Here is a 20520-nt window from a genome sequence, read left to right as displayed (position 1 = left end):
ATTCGATACGGCGTTCGAAGCCGATCAGCCAAAAACGGCCGCCCGTGGCGGCCATTTCCTTTTCCGCACGTTCGGCGATCAGGCGATGCCGCCGAAGCACAGATACTTGATCTCGAGATAGTCGTCGAGGCCATAACGCGATCCTTCCCTGCCAAGGCCGCTTTCCTTGACGCCGCCGAACGGCGCGACTTCGGTCGACACGATTCCGTCGTTGATGCCGACCATTCCGTACTCGAGCGCCTCCGCGACACGCCACACCCGCGCGATATCACACCCGTAGAAATACGAAGCAAGCCCGAACGGCGTATCGTTTGCGAGCGCGATGGCTTCCGATTCCGTCTTGAACCGGAAGATCGGCGCAATCGGGCCGAAAGTCTCTTCGTCAAAGATGCGCATGTCGCGTGTGGCGTCGGCCAGGATAGTCGGCTCGAAGAAATTCGCCCCCTGCGCAGCGCGCTTGCCGCCGGCCACGACACGTGCGCCCTTCGCGAGCGCATCCTGCACATGCTCTTCGACCTTCGAAACGGCAGCGGCATCGATCAGCGGCCCGATCGTGACGCGTTCGTCCAGGCCGTTGCCGACCACCAGCTTGCCGACGGCCTCCGCGAGTCGCGCGACGAAGCGGTCGTAAATGCCATCCTGCACGAGCAGGCGGTTGGCGCACACGCAGGTTTGACCGGCATTGCGATATTTCGACGCGATCGCACCGCGCACTGCCGCATCGAGGTCGGCATCGTCGAACACGATGAACGGTGCGTTACCGCCTAGTTCCATCGATGTCTTCTTGACCGTTGCGGCACACTGGGCCAGCAGTTGTTTGCCGATTTCCGTCGAGCCGGTAAACGACAATTTGCGCACGAGTGGATTCGACGTGAGTTCCGCACCGATCTGATTCGCTTTGCCCGTCACGCACGAAATTACTCCGTACGGAATACCGGCGCGTGCGGCGAGCACGCACAGCGCCAACGCACTGAACGGGGTTTGACTCGCAGGCTTGAGTACCATCGTACAGCCGGCGGCCAGCGCCGGCGCGAGTTTTCGCGTGAGCATCGCGGCCGGGAAGTTCCATGGCGTGATGGCCGCACAGACACCGATGGGTTGCTTCAGTACGACGATTCGCTTGTCGCCGGCCGGCGACGGAATCGTGTCGCCATAAACCCGTTTGCCCTCTTCGGCGAACCACTCGACAAACGACGCCGCGTAGTCGATTTCACCGCGGCTCTCGTTCAGCGGCTTGCCCTGTTCGAGCGTCATGATTTTCGCCAGATCGTCGCGATGTTCGCGCATCAGCTCGTACCAACGGCGCAGCAACGCGGCGCGCTCCTTTGCCGTTTTCGCACGCCAATGCGGCAGCGCCTGCGCAGCCGCATCGATCGCGCGGCGTGTCTCGACCGTGCCCATCCGAGGGACCGTGCCAAGCAACGCGCCGGTTGCCGGATTGAACACGTCAATGGTCGTGCCGTCATCGGCCGCGCCCCACTCACTGCCGATCAGGCACGCGTCTCTCAACAGATCCATATCGCGCAGCTCCGCGCCGCGCCAGCCATCGTCATTCAACATCGCTACTCCCGTTTATCAGAACCGGCGCGAAGTGGTGGCGCCCGAGTTCCGATGTCGGGAGATGGCTTCGCGAGCCAGCGCGTCGCTGCCACCCTTCGCGTACCGTAAACACCTCGATTACCGCGTGCCGCCCGCGATACGGTGAGCTGTTTTGCGGGCGGCTGGCACGTCAGGTCGCCTTCGCGAGCGCGGCTCGCGCAACGCGGGTGATCCCGGGACCGTCGAGTTCGTAGTGCGCATACAGATGCGTCGGCGGTGCGATCAGGCTGTACTCGTCGTAGATTCCGTGCCGCACGAGCCGCACGCCGAGCCCCTCGTCGGCCAGGACCTCGGCCACCGCCGCACCCAGCCCGCCGATCACGTTGTGCTCTTCGACCGTGACGAGCACCTTCGACTGTCGCGCCGCCGCGATAATGGCGTCACGGTCGAGCGGCTTGATGGTCGGCATGTCGATCACGCCCGCCGAAATGCCTTCCGCCCTCAGATTGTCAGCCGCTTCGAGTGCACCGGCGACCGGCAATCCGCAGCCGATAATGACGACGTCGCGTCCCACCGAATGAACGATGGCTTTGCCGATCGTGAACTCGACACCATCCTCATAGACTTTCGGATCCCGCCCGCGTCCGATGCGGAAGTAGATCGGATCGGGCCACGTGGCCGACGCGCGGATCGCGGCGGCGAGCTGCGCGCCGTCGGCGGGCGAAATGACGGTCAGATTCGCAATCGCGCGCATCGTCGAGATGTCTTCCGTTGCATGGTGCGAGGTACCGTAGAAGCCGAGCGAGATGCCGGTATGGTGACCCACGAGCCGCACCGGCAGCTTGCAGTACGCGACATCCATGCGAATCTGCTCGCAGCACAGCAGGCCGAGAAACGATGCGAAGGTCGCGACGAACGGCATGAGGCCCGTGGTCGCCATGCCGGCGGCGGCGGAAACCATGTTCTGCTCCGAGATGCCGAATTGCACGTAGCGCTCCGGGAATTCGCCGGCGAACTTGTTCAAGCCGTTCGAATACTGGAGATCGGCGGAGCCGGCGACGACGGGATGACCTTCGCGCGCGAGATCGATGAGCGCATCGGACAGATAGTCGAGGCCAGGATTGCGCGCGTTGAGCGCGCGGTACTGCCACGAATCGGGATTTTGCGGAGTAGACATGCTTAGATCACCTTGCTCTTGATTTCTTCGATCGCCCGTTGCGCGTCATCGGGTGCCAGATAGCCGAGATGCCAGCCGGGTTCGGTTTCCATGTACGACACGCCCTTGCCCTTGACCGTCTTCGCGATGATGCAGACCGGCTTGCTGCGCACCGGGTCGGCCTTCACACGACGCAGCAGCGGCACGAGGGCGGTCAGATCGTGGCCGTCTACTTCATGCGTCTCCCAGCCGAAGGCGCGCCACTTCTCCGCAAGCGATTCGATACCGATGACGTCGTCGACCTTGCCGTCGAGTTGATAGCCGTTGCGATCGACAATCGCGATGAGGTTCGAGAGGCGGTGATGCGCGGCGAACAGCGCGGCTTCCCATACCTGCCCCTCCTGCATTTCGCCGTCACCCAGCAACGTAAAAACCTTGAAGGGGCTGCCTGCCATCTGCGCCGCCTTGGCCATGCCGGCACCGTTCGATAGCGCGTGGCCGATCGACCCCGAGCTGAAATCGACGCCCGGAACCTTGGTCATGTCCGGATGATCGCCGAGCGGATTGCCGAGACGGGAGTAGCCATCGAGCGTCTCCCGGTCGATGAACCCGTAGTCCGCAAGAATGGGAAAAAGTCCGACGGCCGCGTGCCCTTTGCCCATCGTGAACCGGTCGCGATCCTTCCATTGCGGGTTGCCGGCACGCAGTGCCATGACGTCGTAGTAAAGCGCGGCAAAGATTTCGGCTGCGGAAAACACCGACGTGTAGTGTCCCGTCTTCGCGATTTCTATCAGACGAATCGTCTCGAGGCGGACGAATTGCGCCTTCTCGCGCAACTGCGCGAGCGTCTCCCTGGAAAGCGCCTGATCGCTCTCCTGCAATGCTGTCGACATAGAGTCTCCTATTGGAACCTGAAAGGAACGAGGCGAGCGCGGCAAGACTCGGCATTCCGCCTTCGTTTCATACATGATGCATCATATATCATGATAGCGCAATGATCGACGTGCCCTGTCTTCTGTTGTCGATGTGTACGCGTGGCATTCCGGCAATCATGAATCGCGCTCCGCAAATTGACCTTGCCGTATCGCCCTCAAATGATGCATCATATATCTTCAAACAACACGGAGACACGCATGATGACCACTCCACCCTCCTCGCCCACGGTCAATGGCGAAACACAGGTTATCGTCCTGATGGCGTGGCCGTCCGCTCACGTCCGGACGCCCACACTGTTCAATGCCCTTTGCGCGAGGAAGAACATCAACGCGATCATGGTTCCGTGGGCCGTGCGTCCCGAGCATCTGACGCAGGCATGGGACGGACTGCGGCACATCGCCAATCTGGCCGGTGTCGTGCTCACTATTCCGCACAAGCAGGCGGCGGCAGAACTGTGTGAGGAACTCGATGGCGACGCATCGTTGCTCGGCGTTGTGAACGCGGTCCGCCGCAACGCGAGCGGCAGTTACACGGGGCGAATGTATGACGGTTCCGGTTTTGTCGCCGGCATGCTGCGCGAGGGCATCGCGCTCGCGGGCAAGCGCGTGCTTTTGCTTGGCGCAGGTGGAGCGGCGACTGCCCTTGCGTTGGCACTGGCGCGCGAGGGCATTGCACGGCTGACGATCGCGAACCGCAGTCGAGAAAAAGCAAGCGACCTGGCGGCACTCGTCGGAAAGGCAGTGCCGAACTGCGAGGTAAAAGCGGGCAGCGACGAGCCAGGCAATCACGACATCGTGATCAACGCAACGTCGCTAGGTCTGAAACCTGACGACGCGCTGCCCTGCGACACGTCGAAGCTGACGCCCGCAATGGTCGTCGCTGAGGTGATCATGCAGCCCGCGGTCACGCGGCTTCTGGTAGAAGCTGAAGCGCGTGGCGCCCGCACTCACCGTGGCGAACACATGGTTATGTCGCAACTCGATCACTTTGTCGAATTCCTGCTCACCACCGTGAATGCGTAAGGCTGAGGCTGGCGTCCTTGTCGCCCAACGTCTCAGCGAGCTCGCCACCCAGATACGCGGTCCTTGCAAGCAAACCGATCGGCGATTCCGGCACGCTTACTGCACCCTAGTCACTGATGCATCCGATGAGATTCATCTGTTCAGGATTCCATATCTAATTCTATTCGACCGGTACTCGAAATCATGACTGCACTCATTTTTGGCTCTCCGGGCCGATACATCCAGGGCGACGGACTCCTTGACGATATCGGTCAATACATTCGCGAATGCTCGGAGCGTGCGCTGATCCTTTGCGACTGCTTCGTGAAAGAACAGTTCGGATCGCGAATCGCGGCCTCGTGCGCCGCGCACGAAATCGACGTACGCTGGATTGCGTTCAGCGGTGAACTTACGGATCGAAAGATTCGCGAGCTCGAGCAGGCCGCGCATTCGTTCGACCACGAAGTCGTTGTTGCGATCGGTGGCGGCAAAACGCTCGACGCTGGAAAGGCGCTTGTCGATGCTGCACATTGCGCGTTGATCACCGTGCCCACCGTTGCATCGAACGACTCCCCAACTTCCAAAAACTATGTGGTTTACGACGAGGATCATCAACTCGTGGCGGTCAGGCACTTGCGGCGCAGCGCCACGTACGTGTTGGTTGACACAACGTTGATCGCGCAGGCGCCGACACATTTTCTGCTTGCCGGCATCGGTGATGCGATCAGCAAATACTTCGAAGCAGAGCAGTGCCTGCACAGCGACGGCAAAAACATGTTCGGCGCCAGGCCGTCCTACTCTGCGTACGTACTCGCGCGCGAGTGCTTTTCGATCATTCGCGCCCACGCGGAGACGGCGCTGGCCGAGCTCAAGCACGGCCGCACTGCTCCGGTATTCGACCGGCTTGTCGAAGCCGTCATTCTGATGAGCGGCCTGGGCTTCGAAAGCGCGGGGCTATCGATCGCGCACTCGATGACGCGTGGCCTGTCCCGGCTCGAAACGTCGGCGCGGGCACCACACGGCTTGCAGGTCGCGTACGCGCTGCTCGTTCAACTACATCTCGAACGTCGAGCACCGGACTTCATGCGCGACATGATCGGCCTCTATGCGCGCATTGGTCTGCCGGTCCGCTTGTGCGACCTGGGTTCTGGCGTCGTCACTCGCGAGCACTACGAGACCGTCGCTCGCTTCACGTTACAAGCACCCTACTCGGCAAATTTCGAGCGCACGCTCGGCATCGCGGACATCGTCGCGGCAATGGAAGCCATCGACCACGCTACTGCCTGAGCCCACAGGCAGCGCGAACCGGGCGCGAAAACATTTCCCGCGACAATAAATTGGAGACTTCATGACTTACCTTTCTCATCTTTCCTCGTCGTCGCGACGTGCCACGTCGCAACCTTCATCTCATCGGCGATCCTTGATCGCGTCCAGCCTCGGCAATTTACTCGAATGGTTCGACTGGACGGTCTACACGGTCGCATCGGTCTATATTGCTGGCGCGCTGTTCGATAATACGAACAAGACATCGTCGCTGCTCGGTACGCTGGCCGTATTCGCTGCAGGCTTCTTCGCCCGCCCGTTGGGTGGCATCGTATTCGGCGCGATCGCCAACCGGATCGGGCGCCGCTCGGTACTCTTGAGTACGATGCTCCTCATGGCGTTCGCGAGCCTTCTGATCGCGATCATCCCGCCATATGACGCAATCGGCAGTTGGGCCTCGGCTGCATTGCTGGTAGCGCGACTCGTGCAGGGTGCGGCGCACGGCGGCGAAACAACTGCGTCCTACGCCTACGTTGCCGAAATCGCTCCTCCGGCGCAGCGTGGTTTGTGGTCGAGTGCCGTGTTCATTTCGGTCGGCGCCGGCTCGCTGCTTGCCACCTTTTTTCTTGCGTCGCTCACGGCGTTCCTTTCACCGAACGCCATGCAGGACTGGGGATGGCGGGTGCCGTTCGCGTCAGGCGGGTTTCTCGCGATATTCGCGCTATGGCTGCGCCGCAATATGGTGGAGAGCATCAGCGTTGACGCTTCGACTAACGCCCGTCATAAACCGTGGCCACGGGCCAAGGTCGTGCGTGAAGGCTTGAAGCTGTTCGTGTATGAGGCCGGTTCGACGCTTACCTACTATACGTGGGTAACGTCCGCGGCCATCTATGCAATCAGTGTCAAGCACATGGATCCGCACCGCGCGTTCGCAATGAGTTGCATTGCCCAGGTGATCTATCTGATCGCGCTTCCGCTCATTGGACGCCTTTCCGATTTCACAGGACGCAAGGTTACAACGCTCATCTCGCTACTCGGCATCTCGATCACCATCTTTCCGCTCTGGAGCTTGATTTCCAGCGAGCCGTGGACGTTGCTTGTCACGCAATCGGTTGGGCTCGTGCTCGTTGCATTTATCACCGGGAGCAAGCCTGCAGCCATTTCGGAACAAGTGCCGACACGCTACCGCACCCGTCTCTTCGGCTTCTTCATTTCACTTGCGGTCGCATTCTTCGGCGGCACCGCCTCATATCTGAATGCATGGTTGTATTCCATCAACAGGGGGCAGCTATTCAATGTCTATCTTATCGTGGTGGCCGTAGTCGCGAGTTGCGCCGTGCTGACATGGAAAAACAACACCGGGGTAAAGCTGGACGATATCGAATGAGCTTGGATACCGACCCTGATCTAGGAAATAGTCAGGGTCAAAACTGGAGAAATTCGACATGACGTGTCCGACTGGGACACGAAGGCCATGTCATGAAGACGAGCAAGTTTACGGAAGATGACCTGCCCTGGAATTTTCGGACCAGTTGAAACTTGAGAGAATGGCTTCCAACGGAGAAAAGGAAGTCATGAAGAAGAGCCGGTTTACCGAAGAACAGATGGTCACCATCCTGCGCGAGGCGGACAAGGCGCCGGTCGCGGAAGTTGCGAAGAAGCACGGGGTCAGCGAGCAAACCATTTACAACTGGCGACAACATTTCGGCGGGCTGGAGGCTGCCGACGTGAAGCGGCTCAAGCAGCTCGAGCAAGAGAATGCGCGGCTGAAGAAGATGCTGGCCGAGCGCGATCTCGAGCTGGACGTGATGAAAGAGATCAACGCAAAAATGTATGGTCCGCCCCGGTTTTGCAAGCGGGTTCTGTGTGACGAAGCAGTCTGCGTAAATGTATCCGGCCTCTCGCGAGTCAGCCGCTTTTGGCGGCAAGGCCATGATGGGATATGCGCGCTCGGTTCCCAATAAATGGACTGACCTCAAGGACCGCTTTTTTGTCCCGGGTTTACCGAACGCCGTAGCACAGTTTCGTCATCAGGTATCAGCCTGCAAACTTGGAAGGGTGTTCATTGCCTCCTACTGCTGTTTCGGTTGCCTAAGATAGAACGCGCCTTGTCGGGTCAGTACGGCCCACGCAATTCTTGCGAGCTTGTTGGCCAAAGCGACGATGACTTTGTTGCGATGTATGCCCCGTGCTTCCATTCGGCCTATCCAGGCACCGAGATGATCTTTTGTTCGATCGAGATGCAGCACACAGGAACGAGCGCCGTGCACAAGCAGCTTGCGCAAATAGGGATTGCCGCGCTTACTGATTCCGAGCAAGCACTGTTTGCCACCCGTCGAGAATTCCTTCGGCACAAGCCCAAGCCAGGCCGCCAGATGCCGACCGGATTTGAATTGAGTGCCTGTTCCGGCGAAAGCAGTAATGGCCGTCGCTGTGAGTTGGCCGATACCCGGGACTGATGTCAGTCGCGTGGCAGCATCGTCGGCGCTGGCAATAGATTCGATTTGCTGCCGAAGTTGCAGCAGACGTGCCTCGATGGAACGATATTCCTGCCATAGCTCCTCGAGCAGGCGGCGCATCGACGGAGTCAGTCCGTTTTGGTCATCTGAGAGAATCGACGGCATGTCACGGACGAAGTATGCGGCGCCGACACTGATGGTGAGACCGTATTCGAGTAGAAAAGCACGGGCCTGATTGATGACGGACATCTTGTTGGAGACGAGTCGTTGCCGGACACGGTGTAGCGCTTGTAAATCGAGCTGGGCCTCTGTCTTCGGCTGTGCGAAGCGCATGGTGGGACGGGAAATCGCTTCGGCAATCGCCTCTGCGTCGATCATGTCCGTCTTGTTGGACTTGACGAACGGTTTGACGAACTGCGCGGGGACTATCCGGACCTCGTGACCTGAGAGGACGGCCTTACGAGCAAGCCAGTTACTGCCGGGGCAGGCCTCCATCCCGACAACTGTTGGTGACGCACGGGCGAGAAATTCGATGAGGCGTTCGCGAGTGAAGCGGCTTCTGAACACCGGCTTGCCAGCGAAATCGAGTCCGACGACGTGAAACGCTGATTTGCCGATGTCGATGCCCATGCGAACCACGACAGGTTTGACAGGCTGACTCATGACACACCTCCTCGGAAGCTGTACGTGTCACCGCCGATTATGCGACTGCGGGAGGGGCGGACCATCCTATTAGTGGTGAGCGCGCCCGCCCGACGCCAGCAGGTCACCTACGCGAAAGCACGGGGCCTGTCGGAGCGACGTGCGTGCGCGCTGATGTCGGTCGCCCGATCGGCGCTGCATTACGAATCGACGCTGGCCGTGCGGGACGCGCCGGTGCTGGCAGCGATGAGCATTCTGTCGGCGCAATATCCGCGTTATGGTTACCGCCGCATCCAGATCTTTCTGGAGCGGCAAGGTCACCCGATGAGCGCCGACCGGGCTTGGCGGCTGTGGCGTCTTGCCGGGTTGCAGGTGCCGCGCAAGCGACCCCGTCGACGCGTGTCGGTCCATCGCCCTCGGCCGCAGCCGGCGACGGCGGCACGACACGTTTGGGCGTACGACTTCGTATTCGACGCGTGCGCCAACGGCCATTCACGCGCGTACTCGTCGATCACCGCTAGTCACTTCAACTGCTGGTTCGCCGTTCTGCGCGACGGTACGATTTCACTCAAATCGGGCCCATCACTCATCGAAACAATCTGGCCCCGCACGGCCGATCGCCCCTCGACGAAAAAGGGGCGGAGCCTGCCAGGGCCTTCGTCCAAGTCAATACGGTATCGGTGGCAACGAGCAACCCTTCGGCGGGCCGTCCCCGACTCGGGGCGCGACGGTATCTCTTGTCGCACACATGAAAGCACGGTGATACGTCACCATATGGCCCTTCCATGTTGAGAATGTATAGTCGTTATCCCATCGCATTTCGTAACGATAAGGTCCACAACCCCACTGGGTACACGTCGGATTCTGCCTTTTTCCCGTCGCCCTCCAAACACCTCTATAATCCGCCGCTGGAATGTACTTATCGAGCGCGATTATCATCGCATACGCCGTAGATCCGGATGGCACATAGATTGTTTGCCCAATGGTGAAACTCTGCTCTTGCGTCACGGCCTGACTATAGGAGGCACTTAGGCCGCCGCCTTGGCTTTTGAAGGTCGGGGATAAATCGATACCGATCGTCCACTGCCTCGTGATCGACGTGCTACGGCCTTCTGTCTTGTTCGCTGTGCATCCACTATTCGACGGCGTACTGCAACTGAGCGTAAATTCGGGATAATATTTTTGGACCCTCCACACCCAATACGTTCCTTGGGCACCTTGATTGGAATAGTACGAAATATACGAATTATTTCGATCAGCGGAAATCGTTGGATCCGTCACCCACTTCGTTGTTCCGGTAGCGAGAGCGTGACTATTTTGGGAAAGCAAGCCCAGGCAAGCCGCGAGCAATGTTGCCAGAACGGCATATCGAGAGGATTCAATTTTCATTCGATTCACCCCGCAATCATTGCGTTTTTTGTTTAATCAACGAATCGCTTCCACGTCGCCCGAGTTTGGGCAAGAGCGTGGCCAACTCATCTCGCTCTGCGGCATCAAATGCGAGTACGCCTACCCCCTCATCCGGCGCCCCCTTATACAGCAACGCAACCGCTGCTTTGCGCCCGACATGGGCCAGTTCGATACTAAGGTCGAGAACGCGCTGTTGACTATCGGCACTCCCCGATGAATCGATGATTATCAGATAGCCTTCGTTCAGCGCACTGGATACTTTCTCTTTATAGCGACCGAAATCTTCATCTGCGTTCACAATCACCCCGTCAAATTGATTCTGAATTGCGGGATTCACCGAATCGCTGGACTGGATTGTTGCAGAACGGCCAAGTTCTTGCATTGCAATCCCCATGGATCCACTCGACAAGTTGACCCATGCAGATTTTCTTACGGAATAGTCCTTATCGATCGCGACGGAATTTTTCCCGGCGGTCGAAAGGGAGTTCGATTCGAACTGCTGCCCGGATGCAGACTGCTGCGTCAGCACACTGGCAGGAGAACCTACAGCTCCGTCATCCCCTCCACACGCACTGACCGCAAGCGACGAAATTCCCATGAACAACGCAATGCGCCACCTCATCCGACACCCCCAAATTCATTGAAAGTTTCTAAGTTTCAAATAACCACCCACAACAAAACAACCAATACATCAGCACACCGCATCATTACAGCGAATCGATATTTGCAAAAAGCCGCATCGAATACCGTGCAGCGGGTCCCATTCGGATAATTACCTCGGAAGCACCACCGGGCCGTGACACCACCCCACACGACCATAACTCATTCTTGACTCCAATTTACAACCCGCAGCCTAACCCGCCTCATTTTTACGAGGAAATTAAATATCTCGATAAGTGTTATTAATTATAATAATATGCCTCTCATGCACACCAGCTCAGCCATTCCACATACAATCACGATCGACTATTTGAATATGTGAAGATCAAAAACTCCCATTTTATTCATCAAATGCCAAACCGCCTTACTCCCAGCCACCACATGCGATTCGCGACAATTCCATGGATGGCGCTCCAAGCAAGACGGAAATCTTGATCCGTCGAGCAAAACTATTGTTCCGCGCCACCGAATGACAATCGTCAAGGAAATGAATTACCGTTTTTAATTCCGAGATTCAGCACATCCCGATAATGATTGACCTCGATCTATTGAACACCCTGCTGTGCGTCGTCGAAGAGCGGAACTTTACGAGAACCGCGGAGAGAATCCACAAGACGCAATCCACAGTAAGTCAACAAATATCGAGGCTCGAGAGATCACTTGGACACACGTTGCTCGTCCGTGATAGAAGTGGTAACAATGTTGTCGTCACGGAACAGGGTGAAATATTGGCGACCTACGCGCGTCGTCTTATTGAACTTGCCCAGGAAGCAAAAAATGCTCTTGCGGCCAACCGGGATTTGATTCAAATTCGAATTGGAATACCAGAAGATTTTCGGGTCGACCGGATTACGCAAGTTCTTTCCGGATTCGCCTGTATAAACCCGTCCATTCGACTTGAAATAGCAAGCGGCATGAGTATTGATCTGCATGCGAAGCTTGCTGCTGATCAGCTTCAACTCGCCTTGGTAAAACGGGAACCCGGAACGGGGGCGTGTGTGGCGTCTTGGCCAGAGTCCGTCGTCTGGGTGACAAACCGGCAGACTGTCACGCCGTACGACGTGTTGCCATTGGCAGTCTTTCCTCGAGGATGCATCTACAGGGCACGAGCGGTATATGCTCTCAAAAAAGCAGGAATACGATGGAGAGTTGGTTTCGAAAGTCCCAGCTTGACCGGAATTCAAGCCGCGGTATCTGCCGGCTTGGCCGTTGGCGTATTGCCAAGATCTGCCGTCTTGCCCTCCCATCGAATCCTGTCGTCCTCCGATAAGCTGCCCGATTTACCGGGGACCGAACTTGCCTTAATTGCAAAAGTGAATCCAGTCAGCTTTGAACAACGTCCTCTCGTAATTTTTCTTTGCAGTGAAATCGAAAAAATCCTAGACGATCAGGAAAATTAAAGGAATGATGGCGTAAGAGATCAGTCTATTCGCCGATGATCAACATCCTCTCGCGGCGATGAATCAGAGCGCCGGAGAATGATCTGAAACAGCCACGGTTTCGACACAAGGCATAAACGGACTCGTATCGGATCGCCGAATTTAACCGCGCAATTTCAGGTTGCTCAGGCACATGGCTTTCAGCACCCTTCGCCGTCACACCAGGAGCCAATGCCGCAAGCGCACACGCCGTTCTATTCTCGGTTGGCCATAAAACGGCTGTCGCCCAATACAGATGCAGCCCCGACTCCCAATTACTTGCCGCCGCCGATCGATATCCGCCATAACTCGTAGCGCTCGTGACCGTTTGGGACCAGACCTGCGACATGGTCACTCAGCGCGCTCGACGTGAAGACGAGATCGCCGGTCGGAAGCAGAGCCGGAGTGTCCGGCCAATGCACGCCATCGTCGGATGCGATCAACGACATCGATTTCGTGCCCGGTTCGTACTTCACGATGCCATTGTGCGTGACATCGGTAATGTAGAGCACACCGTGCGAATCCGTCACGATTCCGTCCGTGTTGCCACCGACAGCACCAAGATCACGAATCTCCGTGGCGATCTGCTCATCTGTTGCACCGTGCAGCCTAAGAACGGCGGTCGGAACCGAACGTGCGCGTGTTCCTGTCGTCACGGTCCAATACAGCGTCGCACCGTCCGGCGACAGCGCGATACCATTGATACCTATCAGCAGCGGCTTTTCCGGCCATACTTCAACGCCATGGGAGACGACCTTTACCCCCGCTTCGACCTGCAAATACGGATGCCCGTCCAGCACACGTCGCGCCGTGCCTGACGCAAAATCGGCGACGATCAGTCCGACCTTGTTATGCGGTGAACTGCGCGAGCCACTGTCGGAAACATACGCGATGCGCCTGTGTTCGTCGACGACGATGTCGTTGAGGAAGCTGCCGACACGATCGGCCACACCGTCGAGGGCGATGCGCTTCACGATTCGTCCGGATTTCAGATCGAACACCACGATTTTCTGGGCTCCAGCAGGTGCCTCCGATTCGCCGGCAACGAACCCCATGTCAAGTGCCCAGAGCCAGTCGTTTTTCCGATCGACGTAGAAGCCCAGCACGTTGCGCAAATGCTCGCTCGGAGCAGTTGCTGTGGAATTGCCTTCCATTGACGGAAATGGCGTCAGTCGCGCCGGGCCGGTAGTTGCCCGAGTATCCAGCCTGCTCAGCGTCGCCGGTGTCGACGCGGCGACAAACCGCGGGGTACTCACATATGCGGTACCGCGTGCGTCGAAATGAAGCCCGGCAATCGGCGCATTGACCGAGCCAGCGAACGGCGCGGGATCCCCACCGTCTTTCGGAATCTCCCAACTTACTCCGGCGTAGCTCCGCCAGCGTTCGAGCCGGGTATCGGCCACCGCAGTCGCTGCGGTCGCGCAACTGATGAAGGCAATTGCGAAAGCAAATGACGTAACTCGACTCAATCGCTCGAACATGATGAAGGATGGTGAATTCGTTAGATGTGGTTATGCGACTTGATGCAGATGCAGCAATTTGAAGTTTTCGATCCATTGACCGGCGGTCGCGCGGAATGCGTCCATCAGCGGGCTGCGCATGTGGTACTCCCACGACGCGCGGTCCGCCCATTGCTCAAAAAAGACGACCATCCCCGGCTGATCCAGCGATTCATGCAGTTCGTAACTGAGGCAGCCGGGCTGGTGGCGCGCCATCTCGACGAGTTCCTGCTGGGCTTGAACCAGCGCCGCTTCGCAACCGTGCTTCGCCTCTACGAGTGCGACAATGACGTGGGCTGACATATCGAGGCACCTGTTCACAGAATCGACCGAAAAGTGCCGCCTTCGACGCGCACCGCAGCACCGTTGGATGCGGCACCCAAAGGACTGACCAGCAACGCCACTATGGCGGCAATCTCGTCGGCCTCGATCATGCGGGTGATCAGTGAGCTCGGACGATACGTGTCGAAGAAGTGGGATTCGATTTCCGCATCGGTCATATCGGGCCGTGGCGCGGTCTGCCGCAAATACGCGACGATGCCTTTGGAGCGCGTAGCGGACGGCAGTACGCTGTTGACGGTCACACCCGTACCCTTCGTCAGTTCGGCCATTCCGCGCGAGACGGCGAGCTGGGCCGATTTGCTGACACCGTAGTGCACCATGTCCGGCGGCGTGAACGCCCCGACTTCGCTGGACATGAAGATGACACGCCCCCAGTTCTTCGCAAGCATGCGAGGAAAGTAATGACGTGACAGCCGTACGCCCGACATAACGTTGACATCGATCATTCGCAGCCATTCGTCATCAGTGATCTCGGCGAAGGCCCTGGATTCGTAGTAGCCAAGGTTATTCACGAGAATATCCGTATCCGGCTGCGCTTCGATCAGTTCCGCGACACCTCGCTTGCCGCTCACATCGGCGACGATTCCGCGCACGCTGCCGCGATGCGCGGTAGCGGATATCTCGGCGACGGCGGTGTCGAGTTTGTCACGCTGACGCCCGGTGATCGTGACCGACACACCTTCGCCGGCCAACGTTCGTGCAATGGCCATACCGATGCCAGCGGTGGCGCCGGTGACGATGGCAGTTTTACCTTCAAGTTGCAGATCCACCGTTTGCTTCTCCCTTGCTCGTCGAAGGACCGGCTACGCCGGTCCATTGCGTGGCATTACTTCAGCCGCTTCAGCATCTCGCCCGCGACGTCGAGTGCGGAGGCCGGATTCTGACCGGTGATCAATTCGCGGTCGGTCACCATGTGCGCGGTAAATGGCACCTCGTTGCTGCTATAGATGCCGCCGGCCTGCTGCAGCGCGGTCTGCGGATAGAACTTCATCACTCCGCCGCCAAGCAGTCCTTTTGCCTGCTCCTCTTCCGCGTTGCTGATCACCGTCATGCGGTAACCGGAATAGATCCATTTCGGGTAGCTGCCGCTCGCGTTCCCCGAGGCGAGCTTTCGTGCAAAGCCCTGTGCATCGGGCAGGGTCGACAGCAACGCAATCGGACCATGACAAACGAGCGCCGTGGTCTTGCCGCGCGCGTGAAAATCGGCCAGCAGTCGGCCCACCGCGGGGCTGGTCAGAAGATCCTGCATCGGCGCGTGGCCGCCGGGAACATAGACGGCATCGAAGTGCCCGTAACCGATCTGCTCCACCCGCGACAGACTGATCACGGGAGAGTGCGAGCGCGACGTGATTTGCAGCTTGTCGAGCAAAGCCTGGTAACCGCGCATCGCCTTTTCGTCGCCGTTGAAGTACATCTTGTCGGCAGACGTCGCATCCATCGCGGGCGCGTTGCCCTCGGGCGTGGCGAAGGTCACCTGGTGGCCGGCATCAAGCAAGGCCTTCACGGGCTGCATCAGTTCGTTCAGGTAGAAGCCCGTCGCGAAGACCTTGCCGTCCTTCAGATCGAGGTGATCGGAATCCGACAACACCACGAGCACGTTGGCCGCGTGAGCGCTGTACGCTGCAATGCCGAGCATGGCGGCAACGGCGAGCTTGCGCATCGAATGCATAGCGTTCTCCATGGGGAATTTCAGGCCTGCCCTGAGTGATTCAGCAACAGATAACGGATCGCCGCGCCAACGCCGGAAGCCGACTGCGGGTTCTGGCCGGTCACGAGACGTCCGTCGACGACGACCTTCGCCGTCCAATTCGGTACGGGATGGTGATGCGCGCCGCGCTGTGTCAACGTGCTCGCGAGCAGGAAAGGCACGACGCGATCGAGCTGAACCGCGCGCTCCTCTTCATCCGTGAATGCGCTGAGGTTCTTGCCGGCGACCAGGTACGTTCCGTCGCCGAGGGTCACATCCACCAGCGCGGCGGGGCCATGACATACCGCACCGACCACACCACCTGCCTCATAGACCGCGCGAGTCACCTTTTGCACGTCGGGATTGCCCGGAAAATCCCACATCGCACCGTGGCCGCCTGCAAAGAAGACAGCCGCATATTTCGACGCGTCGACATCGCCCAGTCTCTGCGTGTGGCGCAGCGCGTCGCGGAAAGCACTGTCGTTCCAATAGCGCACGTTGACTTCGTCCGTCAGGTCAAGCCCGTCGACGGGCGGCTCGCCGCCCAGAATCGACGCGAATTCGACCGGGATGCCGGCCGCGTCGAGCTCGGCAAGCGGATGCGTCACTTCGCCGAGATAAAACCCGGTCGGCTCGCCGGTCGAGCCTTTCGTCGCGTGGCTCGTGAGTACGAACAGCACGGACAAGTCCTGCCGGTCGCGATGTTCACTATTCATGGTTCGCTCCTCGATTTCAGTGGGTGACCCGACGACGGATCACAATGCGCCCACTTTATTTGACTCAATGGAGGAGATAAACTGAGTCAGAAGTAAATCTTCTGTTCTCCGGAGGACAAGATGGGGCGAAGATTCGACCATCTCGGTGATGTGGAAGCGTTTGTCACGGTAATTGAAAAAGGCTCGATGACCGCCGGCGCGGTGGCCTTAGGCAGCACACCTTCGGTTCTGAGCCGAGCTATCACGCGCCTGGAGACTCGGCTGGGTGTGCAATTGCTGCGTCGTTCGACCCGACGGTTGAGCCTGACGGAGCAAGGCAGGCTCTATCTGGAACAATCGCGCGCAGCGTTCTTGTTGATCGACGATGCCGAGCGCGCCATTCAGGGGCAGGACGGCGCGCTGACAGGTCATGTCCGGCTCAGCGTACCGACGACGTACGGACACTATCGTCTGCCACCGCTGCTTCGGCAGTTCACGCAGCAACACCCGCAGGTTCGCGTGGAGTTGAATATCGCGAACCGGAACGTCGATCTGGTGGCCGAAGGTTTCGATCTGGCGATCCGGCTAGGCGCATTGCCCGACAGTGGACTGGTCGCGCGCAAGCTCGAAGATGCAGCGTTATGCCTGGTAGCGTCGCCCGATTACATCGCCAATGCTGGCATTCCGGAAAACGTGGCCGATCTGGAGCGCCACCTTTGCTTGCCTTTCATGCTGCCCAGCAGCGGCCGTATCGCACCGTGGGTGTTCCAGGACGGCGGTCAGGACATCGACTGGCTGCCGCCTTCGAACGTCGCGGTCTCCGACGATGTGCTGGGTGTCGTTTCAATGGCGCAGAGCGGCGCCGGCATCTGCCAGACCTATGATTTTATTGTTCGGGACCGGATTCAGGCCGGAACTCTCGTCGAACTGCTGCCCCACCTCCGTGGCCGCACACGGCCGTTTTCTGTGATTTATGCGCCTCATCGTCGCTTGTCTGCGGCATCACGGGCCCTGATCGACATGCTTGTCGCGTCTACCCCCGATTCATCCAAATGAAAGCAGAATGATGGTTGATGGACTCTCAGCGCTCAGCACGGGTTCGGGAAATTCGAACGGCTCACTGATTGCCACGATTGAACGGCACTAGTGAATGCAAGTGGCGTAGCGGCTTCATGCAACGATTCGAAGCACGTTGAAATCAGCCTGAAGCCGGCATGTCTTAAGGCTTTTCGTATTCGGGCGGTTACGCGCGTTTGATTTGCTTGATCAAAAAATCGACCATATCTCGCTGTGCGTTGTCAAGAATATCGCCGGTGCCGACTAGCGCAAGCTCTGACGGTGGCAATGGAGGCAAATCGGTGCAGACTCGATGCTCCGGCAAGATCGCAGACTTCGGTAGCACCGAGATAGCCAGACCTGCGGCGACCGCTGCCTGAATCGCAGTAAGGCTTTGGCTGCCAAACGCTATGCGCCAGGCACGCTGCGCCTTGTCGAGACTGCGGATCGCCCGCTGACGGTAAATACATCCGTGGGGAAAAAGCGCAAGCGCGATCGGCTCATCCGAATCCGGCTTCGGGGGATCAGCATCCCGCCCCCGCACCCAAGCAAGCGACTCTGGCCAAGCCGCGAAGCAGTCGCCTCTGCCGGGTTCCCGCTTGACGAGTGCGAGGTCTATTTCCCTCGCGGCAAGCTTGCCTTGCAAATCCGCGCTCATACCCGCCGACGTTTCAAGCCTCACATCCGGTCGGACCTTCAGAAAACCCGAGAGTATTGCCGACATGCGCCGCGCATCGAAGTCCTCCGGGACCCCGATTCGAACCGGCGAAAGCTTGACGTCGCGCTGGAGCACCTCGCGGGCTTCCTGCGACAACGCCAGCAGCCTCCGCGCGTACTGCGCGAGCAAGACACCGTGTTCGGTGGCAACGACATGATTCCCCGAACGGTCCCTGAGCAGCAGCGGGCGACCTACCGACTCTTCCAGCTTTCGCACCTGCTGGCTAACAGTCGACTGCGTGCGATGAACACGTTCGCCTGCACGAGTGAAGCTGCCTTCATCAACGACGCAAATCAGCGTCTTCAGTAGCTCGAGATCAAACATGGTCAGTCATTTGAAATTTAAATATCAATGATTTTATTATCTAATTTCTAAATATGAGACCTTCTGCCTATGATGCGAATGTCTTCTAGCCAAACAGGAACAATGATGTCACTGAAAGATACGAGTCGGCCACAATGGCTGACATTCGACTGCTACGGCACGCTCATTCAATGGGACGAAGGTTTGCTGGCAGCGGTACGCGAGATTCTTGGAAAACGGCAGGCAACGGAGGTCGACGCATCCAGATTCATCGAGGTTTACGACCGGTATGAACATGAGCTCGAGCAGCAATCGCCCCACCGCACCTTCCGTCAGGTTTCCGGTCAGGGCCTTCGACTTGCGCTGGAGGAATTCGGGCTTGCCGGGAGCGAAAGCGACGCCGCAGTGCTGACTTCGAGGATTGCGGCGATGCCACCGTTTCCCGAGGTCGTCGGCACGCTAGGGAAGTTGAAAGCAATGGGATACCGTCTGTGTATTGTCTCGAATACGGACGACGACATTATTGCAGGCAACGTCGCACAACTTGGCGGCTATATCGACAGGGTCATTACTGCACAACAGGCCGGGGCCTACAAACCAGCACGTCGGCTGTTTGATTACGCGCACGAACAGCTTGATGTATCGAAGGACGACGTTGTTCACATTTGCGCCAGCCCGCATCTGGACCACGCAGCGGCGCGAGACATCGGATTTCGTTGCGTGTGGATTGATCGAGGCACGGGTCGAAAATTGCTGCCGGACTACACTCCAGACGCGACGTTACAGACGCTGCACGAAGTACCGGAACTCTTTGCTACGCTCAACTGGTAGTCCATTGTCCCGTTACCCCGATCACGGCTTGCCCAAGTGCATGCAATATTGCCGGAAGAAGCGACGCGTTCCGATCGGGGTACATCACACACGCTTCTCATCATCGACATACTGATCGCGGTCCGGCACATAAACCCTGATCCCAGAACGACACGTAACGATTTGCATCCGGTGACCCGAAACGTCGACGCTGAATCCCGACGCAAATCAGGATGACTCTCGCTCCAGGACTGCCCCGCTCCACCACCCATCTTGCTCCGCTTCCGACACCGGCAAGAACCCGTTGGTTTCCCAAGATCACTTGTCGGACCGGCCGCTGAAAAACTTGATCGGCATGGTGCCGGTCTACTTGGTAAGGCGACTGAGACTTCTCTCTTTGAGCCGTTGAAGGGCGCTCAGGTCGGATCCTCTTGCTCCCGATGCCAAAGGTCGTGGATGCTTTGCATGCAACGCGCTCCAACTTCCAACGACGGCCTCAAGCTCAGTTCGCTCCAGCACAAACGCATTCTGCCAGCTCATGTGGCTGGATCATCTACATGATTGGTCCGGTACTGGCCTCGACACATCCGATCGCAATCAGTCGGTTCGGTCGATGCGAATGTCCGGACTTTCAGGACACGAAGGCGTGAGAGTCAAGTCATGTGATATCACTCCCTGCATTGCTCGTTTCGACCAGCATCGTCGGCATGCCGCACTTGTTCACGAGGTTACTCACCCAGATACGCAGCCCGCACCTTCGGATCGTCGAGCATCTGCTTCGCGTCGCCTTCCATCGTGACCGTGCCGGAATCCATCACGTAGCCACGGTCCGCCGCCTGCAGCGCGAGGCGCGCGTTCTGCTCGACCAGCAGCACCGTGATGCCCTCCTTCGAGATCTCGCGCACCACTTCGAAGATCTTCTCGAC

At 58.4% G+C, this 20520-nt stretch carries 17 protein-coding genes and 3 pseudogenes; 8 read left to right on the top strand and 12 right to left on the bottom strand.

The genetic code is table 11. The annotated features are described in order from the left end of the window. Window positions 1-78 precede the first annotated feature (78 nt). The 3 genes from gabD to DIE16_RS34030 all read right to left on the bottom strand — a co-directional run bounded on the left by gabD (window position 79) and on the right by DIE16_RS34030 (window position 3588). The gene (gene gabD / locus DIE16_RS34040; RefSeq protein ID WP_124489521.1) at window positions 79-1560 is read right to left on the bottom strand and encodes an NADP-dependent succinate-semialdehyde dehydrogenase; all 1482 of its coding nucleotides are present in this window, start codon (window positions 1558-1560) and stop codon (window positions 79-81) included. A 169-nt stretch (window positions 1561-1729) separates the two neighbouring features. After that, entirely contained in the window at window positions 1730-2716 is a 987-nt protein-coding gene (locus DIE16_RS34035) for a transketolase family protein (protein ID WP_124524290.1), read from the bottom strand. Between the two features lie 2 nt (window positions 2717-2718). Beyond that, window positions 2719-3588 (bottom strand): transketolase, encoded by an 870-nt coding sequence (locus tag DIE16_RS34030; protein ID WP_124524289.1) that lies wholly within the window; start codon window positions 3586-3588, stop codon window positions 2719-2721. Window positions 3589-3828: 240 nt separating this feature from the next. Here DIE16_RS34030 and DIE16_RS34025 point away from each other — a divergent pair, with 240 nt between their 5' ends. The 4 genes and pseudogenes from DIE16_RS34025 to DIE16_RS34010 form a co-directional block, all read left to right on the top strand. Next, window positions 3829-4653 carry a shikimate dehydrogenase gene (locus DIE16_RS34025; RefSeq protein ID WP_124489518.1) on the top strand — a complete coding sequence of 275 codons (825 nt, stop codon included), beginning with the start codon at window positions 3829-3831 and terminating at the stop codon, window positions 4651-4653. Window positions 4654-4836: 183 nt separating this feature from the next. Beyond that, window positions 4837-5919, top strand: coding sequence for a glycerol dehydrogenase (locus DIE16_RS34020; protein ID WP_124524288.1), 1083 nt, complete (start codon window positions 4837-4839; stop codon window positions 5917-5919). A 61-nt stretch (window positions 5920-5980) separates the two neighbouring features. Next, complete coding sequence (locus tag DIE16_RS34015) at window positions 5981-7282, top strand: MFS transporter (RefSeq protein ID WP_124524287.1); 1302 nt, start codon at window positions 5981-5983, stop codon at window positions 7280-7282. Window positions 7283-7469: 187 nt separating this feature from the next. Continuing rightward, window positions 7470-7724 (top strand): annotated as a pseudogene (locus tag DIE16_RS34010) (transposase); the annotation flags it as partial. Between the two features lie 243 nt (window positions 7725-7967). Here DIE16_RS34010 and DIE16_RS34005 read toward each other — a convergent pair. Continuing rightward, window positions 7968-9017 (bottom strand): IS110 family transposase, encoded by a 1050-nt coding sequence (locus DIE16_RS34005; RefSeq protein ID WP_124524286.1) that lies wholly within the window; start codon window positions 9015-9017, stop codon window positions 7968-7970. A 72-nt stretch (window positions 9018-9089) separates the two neighbouring features. Here DIE16_RS34005 and DIE16_RS34000 point away from each other — a divergent pair. Further along, window positions 9090-9489: pseudogene (locus tag DIE16_RS34000) on the top strand (IS3 family transposase); the annotation flags it as partial. A 912-nt stretch (window positions 9490-10401) separates the two neighbouring features. Here DIE16_RS34000 and DIE16_RS33995 read toward each other — a convergent pair. Continuing rightward, window positions 10402-11004, bottom strand: a complete 603-nt coding sequence (locus tag DIE16_RS33995; RefSeq protein ID WP_124469844.1) for a hypothetical protein — start codon at window positions 11002-11004, stop codon at window positions 10402-10404. A 592-nt stretch (window positions 11005-11596) separates the two neighbouring features. Here DIE16_RS33995 and DIE16_RS33990 point away from each other — a divergent pair. After that, window positions 11597-12466 (top strand): LysR family transcriptional regulator, encoded by an 870-nt coding sequence (locus tag DIE16_RS33990; RefSeq protein ID WP_119338660.1) that lies wholly within the window; start codon window positions 11597-11599, stop codon window positions 12464-12466. Window positions 12467-12759: 293 nt separating this feature from the next. On the opposite strand, the gene DIE16_RS33985 is transcribed toward DIE16_RS33990, so the two are convergent. From DIE16_RS33985 to DIE16_RS33965, 5 genes are read right to left on the bottom strand one after another with little or no spacing between them, the layout of a single operon-like run. After that, a complete protein-coding gene (locus DIE16_RS33985) occupies window positions 12760-13965 on the bottom strand; it encodes an L-dopachrome tautomerase-related protein (RefSeq protein ID WP_124524285.1) in 1206 nt (401 codons plus the stop codon). A gap of 30 nt (window positions 13966-13995) precedes the next feature. Then, on the bottom strand, window positions 13996-14286 hold the full coding sequence (locus DIE16_RS33980; RefSeq protein ID WP_124524284.1) for a putative quinol monooxygenase: 291 nt from the start codon (window positions 14284-14286) through the stop codon (window positions 13996-13998). A gap of 14 nt (window positions 14287-14300) precedes the next feature. Beyond that, window positions 14301-15095, bottom strand: coding sequence for an SDR family NAD(P)-dependent oxidoreductase (locus DIE16_RS33975; protein WP_124524283.1), 795 nt, complete (start codon window positions 15093-15095; stop codon window positions 14301-14303). Window positions 15096-15151: 56 nt separating this feature from the next. After that, window positions 15152-16006, bottom strand: coding sequence for a type 1 glutamine amidotransferase domain-containing protein (locus tag DIE16_RS33970; protein WP_260426326.1), 855 nt, complete (start codon window positions 16004-16006; stop codon window positions 15152-15154). 8 nt (window positions 16007-16014) lie between these two features. Further along, complete coding sequence (locus DIE16_RS33965) at window positions 16015-16728, bottom strand: type 1 glutamine amidotransferase domain-containing protein (RefSeq protein ID WP_124524282.1); 714 nt, start codon at window positions 16726-16728, stop codon at window positions 16015-16017. A gap of 120 nt (window positions 16729-16848) precedes the next feature. On the opposite strand from DIE16_RS33965, the gene DIE16_RS33960 reads away from it, so the two are divergent. Then, window positions 16849-17763: a LysR family transcriptional regulator gene (locus DIE16_RS33960; RefSeq protein ID WP_124489509.1), complete on the top strand. Its 915-nt coding sequence runs from the start codon at window positions 16849-16851 to the stop codon at window positions 17761-17763. 187 nt (window positions 17764-17950) lie between these two features. Here the strand turns inward: DIE16_RS33960 and DIE16_RS33955 are convergent, their stop codons facing one another. Continuing rightward, a complete protein-coding gene (locus DIE16_RS33955) occupies window positions 17951-18805 on the bottom strand; it encodes a LysR substrate-binding domain-containing protein (RefSeq protein ID WP_059619746.1) in 855 nt (284 codons plus the stop codon). A gap of 105 nt (window positions 18806-18910) precedes the next feature. Here DIE16_RS33955 and DIE16_RS33950 point away from each other — a divergent pair, with 105 nt between their 5' ends. Beyond that, the gene (locus DIE16_RS33950) at window positions 18911-19615 is read left to right on the top strand and encodes a haloacid dehalogenase type II (protein WP_124524281.1); all 705 of its coding nucleotides are present in this window, start codon (window positions 18911-18913) and stop codon (window positions 19613-19615) included. 707 nt (window positions 19616-20322) lie between these two features. On the opposite strand, the pseudogene DIE16_RS33945 reads toward DIE16_RS33950, so the two are convergent. Continuing rightward, a pseudogene (locus DIE16_RS33945) lies at window positions 20323-20520 on the bottom strand (ABC transporter ATP-binding protein); the annotation flags it as partial.

This window comes from Burkholderia sp. Bp9090 (genome assembly GCF_003857985.1).
Classification (GTDB): Bacteria; Pseudomonadota; Gammaproteobacteria; order Burkholderiales; family Burkholderiaceae; genus Burkholderia.
This window is presented reverse-complemented; position numbering and strand designations above follow the sequence as displayed.

Coding starts and splice junctions, on each gene's coding strand:
- gabD (WP_124489521.1), bottom strand. CDS start 1,560: ATGTTGAATGACGATGGCTGGCGCGGCGCGGAGCTGCGCGATATGGAT.
- DIE16_RS34035 (WP_124524290.1), bottom strand. CDS start 2,716: ATGTCTACTCCGCAAAATCCCGATTCGTGGCAGTACCGCGCGCTCAAC.
- DIE16_RS34030 (WP_124524289.1), bottom strand. CDS start 3,588: ATGTCGACAGCATTGCAGGAGAGCGATCAGGCGCTTTCCAGGGAGACG.
- DIE16_RS34025 (WP_124489518.1), top strand. CDS start 3,829: ATGATGACCACTCCACCCTCCTCGCCCACGGTCAATGGCGAAACACAG.
- DIE16_RS34020 (WP_124524288.1), top strand. CDS start 4,837: ATGACTGCACTCATTTTTGGCTCTCCGGGCCGATACATCCAGGGCGAC.
- DIE16_RS34015 (WP_124524287.1), top strand. CDS start 5,981: ATGACTTACCTTTCTCATCTTTCCTCGTCGTCGCGACGTGCCACGTCG.
- DIE16_RS34005 (WP_124524286.1), bottom strand. CDS start 9,017: ATGAGTCAGCCTGTCAAACCTGTCGTGGTTCGCATGGGCATCGACATC.
- DIE16_RS33995 (WP_124469844.1), bottom strand. CDS start 11,004: ATGGGAATTTCGTCGCTTGCGGTCAGTGCGTGTGGAGGGGATGACGGA.
- DIE16_RS33990 (WP_119338660.1), top strand. CDS start 11,597: ATGATTGACCTCGATCTATTGAACACCCTGCTGTGCGTCGTCGAAGAG.
- DIE16_RS33985 (WP_124524285.1), bottom strand. CDS start 13,965: ATGTTCGAGCGATTGAGTCGAGTTACGTCATTTGCTTTCGCAATTGCC.
- DIE16_RS33980 (WP_124524284.1), bottom strand. CDS start 14,286: ATGTCAGCCCACGTCATTGTCGCACTCGTAGAGGCGAAGCACGGTTGC.
- DIE16_RS33970 (WP_260426326.1), bottom strand. CDS start 16,006: ATGGAGAACGCTATGCATTCGATGCGCAAGCTCGCCGTTGCCGCCATG.
- DIE16_RS33965 (WP_124524282.1), bottom strand. CDS start 16,728: ATGAATAGTGAACATCGCGACCGGCAGGACTTGTCCGTGCTGTTCGTA.
- DIE16_RS33960 (WP_124489509.1), top strand. CDS start 16,849: ATGGGGCGAAGATTCGACCATCTCGGTGATGTGGAAGCGTTTGTCACG.
- DIE16_RS33955 (WP_059619746.1), bottom strand. CDS start 18,805: ATGTTTGATCTCGAGCTACTGAAGACGCTGATTTGCGTCGTTGATGAA.
- DIE16_RS33950 (WP_124524281.1), top strand. CDS start 18,911: ATGTCACTGAAAGATACGAGTCGGCCACAATGGCTGACATTCGACTGC.